The sequence below is a fragment of the Variovorax sp. P1_H2 genome, from assembly GCF_056405295.1.
Window position 1 is genome coordinate 1 of sequence record NZ_JBFUCJ010000229.1, and the last position, 3,928, is coordinate 3,928.

The following is a 3,928-nucleotide window of genomic DNA, read 5'->3' on the forward strand; positions in this document are numbered from 1 at the left end:
CCGCTGATGTCGAGGCCCTTGTTCTTGGCTTCGTCGAAACCGGCGATCAAGGAGCCTTGCGCGGGCCAGATCCAACCCACGTCCTCGTCACCGGAAGCGGCGGCCGGAGGGGTCGGCGAGGCAGTGACCGACGCGGCGGGCTTGGTTGCCGCGCTGGCGGCCGGGGCCGGCGTCGCGGCGCCCGCCGCCGCCGAGCCCGCTTGCGCAGTCGCTGCCGCTGCAGCTGCCGAAGAGGCAGGCGCGACGATCGGCTGCGCGACGGGCCGCGCATCGGCGGCCGAGGCCGTTGCGCCGGTCGGCGGAATCACGCGCAGGACCTGACCGACTTCGATCAGATCGGGGTTGTCGAGATTGTTCCAGCGGGCGATGTTCTGCCAGGTCTGTCCGGTCTCGATGCCGATGCGACGGATGGTGTCACCCGGTCGCACGGCATAGTAGCCGGGCTTGCCGTAGTTCTCGATGCCCGGCAGCGGCTTGCCCGATGCATCCGTGGTGATTGGAGGTCCACCGGGGACGCCGGAGCCGTTGGTCGTCGCGCCCGGTGCCTGCGTCATGGTGCCGCGGTCCTCGACCGGCACCGGACCGCGCGGTGCGGCACACCCCGCAATCACGAGCGCACTCACCAGCGAAACGCCGGCTAGCCAGCTCCGATTGCCAATACCCTGCATTGTTCTTTCCTTCAAGCAATTCCCGATTTTAGGGGGACAAAGTGGACCGCCTCAAGAATGCGGCGCTCGACGCCACGGGTGGTCTTGTCGATGACGACCAGCGCCTGACCGCCGGTCGCGGACTGGGTCGGCGCGACGATCCGGCCACCGACCGCCATCTGCGTGATCCAGGCTTCGGGCACGGCCTCGCCGCCCGCCGCGGCGATGATGCCCGCGTAGGGCGCGCCCTTCGGGTAGCCGACCATGCCGTCGCCCAGCATCAGATGAACAGTGGCCAGGCGGAACGAGCGCAGATTGACCCGCGCCCTCTCGTGCAGCCCGCGCAAGCGCTCGATGCTGTAGACCTCGGCCGCGACATGGCTCAGCACCGCCGCCTGGTAGCCGCAGCCGGTGCCGATCTCGAGCACCCGCCCGAGGCGTTCGCCGGGTTTGTTGGCCAGCGCCGGGGCGCCGAGCAACAGCTCGATCATTCGCGCCACCACGTTCGGCTTCGAGATCGTCTGGCCGAGGCCGATCGGCAGGCTGGTGTCTTCGTAAGCCTGGTTGACCAGGGCACTGTCGACGAACAGATGGCGCTCGACCGTGCCCATGGCGCGCAGCACCCGGCCGTCGGCAATGCCCTGGGCCGCCAGGCGCTGGACCATGCGCGCCCGCACCGCGTCCGACGCCATCGACGGGGTGGTGGGAACGATCGGCTTGACCGGCACCGCCGGCAGGCGCCCGCGCGGCGCCGCGGAAGCCGTGGGGCTCAGGCGTACCGGGAATCCGGGCCGTTGGCTTGCCAAAGTCAGCCCCCCGCCGAGCTGCGTGCGACGCGCGCCATGGTGTCGTGCCAATGGCCGAGATTCGCGTGGTCGGTGAGGTCGATCTGCAAGGGAGTCAAGGCGACGTGGCCCGCCGAGGTGGCGTGGAAATCGGTGCCTTCGCCGCTGTCCTTGGCCCCGCCGGCACCGGCGATCCAGTACATGGTCTCGCCGCGCGGGCTGTCCTGCGTGATGACCTTCTCGGCCGCGTGGCGGCGGCCCAGGCGACAGACCTTGATGGGCTTCAGCTCATCGAAGGGAAGGTTCGGCACGTTGACGTTGAGCAGGAAGGCATTGCCGTCGATCATCCGCTCGCGCTCGATCTGCTGGACCAGCCGCCGCGCAACCTGCGCCGCGGCATCGACATGCGCCCAGCCCTTCTCGATCTGCGAGAAGGCGATGGCCGGAATGCCGAACAGATAAGCCTCCATGGCGGCACCGACGGTGCCCGAATAGATCGTGTCGTCGCCCATGTTGGCGCCATTGTTGATGCCGGACACCACCAGGTCGGGCCGGTAGTCGAGCAGGCCCTTGAGGGCGATGTGCACGCAGTCGGCCGGCGTGCCGGTGACGTAGCGAAAGCCGTTGTGCGCCTTGTGCACGTACAGCGGCGCGGCCAGCGTCAGGGCGTTCGATTTCGCGCTGTTGTTGTGCTCGGGGGCGACCACTTCGACATCGGCGATGTCTTTCAAGGCGTCGTGCAGGGCGGCAAGGCCGGGTGCCTGGAAACCGTCGTCGTTCGAAATAAGTATCTTCATGGCGTCAGTCAGTGGCGGCGATTGTAGGCCGCGCCTACGTCACGGCAGGGACATGCGATGGCGGCGGCGCCCGCCTATCATGACCCGGATTTTTCGTTGCCCCCAGACTCATTCACAGGAGACACGAGCATGCACGCATGGCTCTGCGAGAACCCCATCGGCGTCGAAGCGCTGACATGGAAAGAACTGCCGACGCCCACCCCGGGCCCAGGACAGGTACTGATCGAAATCAAGGCCGCCAGCCTGAATTTTCCGGATCTGCTGATCGTTCAGAACAAATACCAGATAAAGCCGCCGCTGCCTTTCGTGCCCGGCTCCGAGTACGCCGGAGTGATCGCCGCGGTAGGCGAAGGCGTCACCCACCTGAAGATCGGGCAGAACGTCGCCTGCCTCTCGGGCACCGGCGGCTTCGGCACCCACACGCTGGCGCCGGCGGCTTTGTGCATGCCATTGCCCGACGGCTTCGGCCATGTCGACGCGGCGGCATTCATCATGACCTATGCGACCTCCTGGCACGCATTGATGGACCGCGCTCAATTGAAGGCCGGAGAAACCGTTCTGGTGCTGGGCGCGGCCGGCGGCGTTGGCACTGCAGCCATCCAGATTGCCAAGGCCGCAGGGGCCCGGGTCATTGCGGCGGCATCGACCGACGAGAAATGCGAGCTTTGCAAGTCCATTGGCGCCGATGCGGCGATCAACTACAGCACGCACGCGCTACCCAATGGCTTTCGCGACGCGATCAAGGCGGCGACGGACGGCAAGGGGCCGGATGTCATTTACGACCCGGTGGGCGGTGAATTCGCCGAATCCGCATTCCGCTCGATCGCCTGGCGCGGCCGTTACCTGGTCGTCGGATTCGCCGCCGGTCCGATTCCGTCGCTGCCCTTGAATTTGCCTCTGCTCAAGGGGGCCTCGCTGGTCGGCGTGTTCTGGGGCGATTTCGCAAGGCGCGAACCCAAGGCCAATACGCAAATGATGGCCGAATTGGCCAAGTGGTATGGGCAGGGCAAGATCAAGCCGGTGATCGACCAGACCCTGCCTATGTCGGAACTCCGCGCCGCCTATGCCCGCATGGGCTCGCGGGGTGTCAAGGGGAAGCTGGTGCTGGTCAATTGAGCTCGCCCCCAGGTTGGGCTCACTGCGTGTAGCCCGCCCACCCCCCTGTCGGGGGCAACACCAGCGGCCCGGCGAAGCCGGTTCCGCGGTGTTTCACCAACGGGCCAGGCTGCGCCGGCCTTGGAATGCGAAAAAGCCCGCAGATGCGGGCTTTTTTGTGGCCGGGAGAAGGCTGGGCTTACTTGATCTCGAAATCGGACAGGGACTTGCCGGCGGTCAGGGCTTCGGTGATCCAGCGCGGCTTGCGGCCGCGGCCACCGGACCAGGTTTCGCCGGTAGGGCTGCGGTATTTGGCGGCGCTCTTGGGTGCCGCCGCGCCCACGCTGCGCTTGCCGCCGCGCACGCCGAGCTTGAGATCGCTGGCGGTCAGACCGTATTCGGCAATCTTCTTGCGGACTTCTTCGATGACGCCAGCCCGCTCCTGATTCCGCAGATCCTCCGCTTGCTTCCGCAATTGCGCGATCTGCTCATCGTGCTTCTTGATCTGGGAATTGATGTCGGCAAGGGTTGAAGCCATCTGTGCTTATCCTCTAATTGGAAAGCCAAAATTCTAATTCAAATCCAAATTGCCGCAAGCAAGCCC

The 3,928-nt window shown here is 66.3% G+C and carries 5 protein-coding genes; 1 reads left to right on the forward strand and 4 read right to left on the reverse strand.

Features of this window, described 5'->3' with window-relative positions:
• The 3 genes from AC1D2E_RS35015 to surE form a co-directional block, all read right to left on the reverse strand.
• Window positions 1-668, reverse strand: a 668-nt coding sequence (locus AC1D2E_RS35015) for a LysM peptidoglycan-binding domain-containing protein (RefSeq protein WP_478201662.1), incomplete at its 3' end; no start/stop codon positions are given.
• An 11-nt stretch (window positions 669-679) separates the two neighbouring features.
• Entirely contained in the window at window positions 680-1,453 is a 774-nt protein-coding gene (locus tag AC1D2E_RS35020) for a protein-L-isoaspartate(D-aspartate) O-methyltransferase (protein ID WP_478201663.1), read from the reverse strand.
• A gap of 2 nt (window positions 1,454-1,455) precedes the next feature.
• On the reverse strand, window positions 1,456-2,229 hold the full coding sequence (surE, locus tag AC1D2E_RS35025; protein WP_478201664.1) for a 5'/3'-nucleotidase SurE: 774 nt from the start codon (window positions 2,227-2,229) through the stop codon (window positions 1,456-1,458).
• 129 nt (window positions 2,230-2,358) lie between these two features.
• Here surE and AC1D2E_RS35030 point away from each other — a divergent pair, with 129 nt between their 5' ends.
• Window positions 2,359-3,345: an NADPH:quinone oxidoreductase family protein gene (locus AC1D2E_RS35030; RefSeq protein WP_478201665.1), complete on the forward strand. Its 987-nt coding sequence runs from the start codon at window positions 2,359-2,361 to the stop codon at window positions 3,343-3,345.
• 178 nt (window positions 3,346-3,523) lie between these two features.
• Here the strand turns inward: AC1D2E_RS35030 and AC1D2E_RS35035 are convergent, their stop codons facing one another.
• The gene (locus AC1D2E_RS35035) at window positions 3,524-3,862 is read right to left on the reverse strand and encodes an H-NS histone family protein (protein ID WP_478201666.1); all 339 of its coding nucleotides are present in this window, start codon (window positions 3,860-3,862) and stop codon (window positions 3,524-3,526) included.
• Between the last annotated feature and the right edge of the window lie 66 nt (window positions 3,863-3,928).

What these genes read in the sequence shown, in the direction of transcription:
- surE (WP_478201664.1), bottom strand. Translation starts at nt 2,229, where the DNA reads ATGAAGATACTTATTTCGAACGACGACGGTTTCCAGGCACCCGGCCTT.
- AC1D2E_RS35030 (WP_478201665.1), top strand. Translation starts at nt 2,359, where the DNA reads ATGCACGCATGGCTCTGCGAGAACCCCATCGGCGTCGAAGCGCTGACA.
- AC1D2E_RS35035 (WP_478201666.1), bottom strand. Translation starts at nt 3,862, where the DNA reads ATGGCTTCAACCCTTGCCGACATCAATTCCCAGATCAAGAAGCACGAT.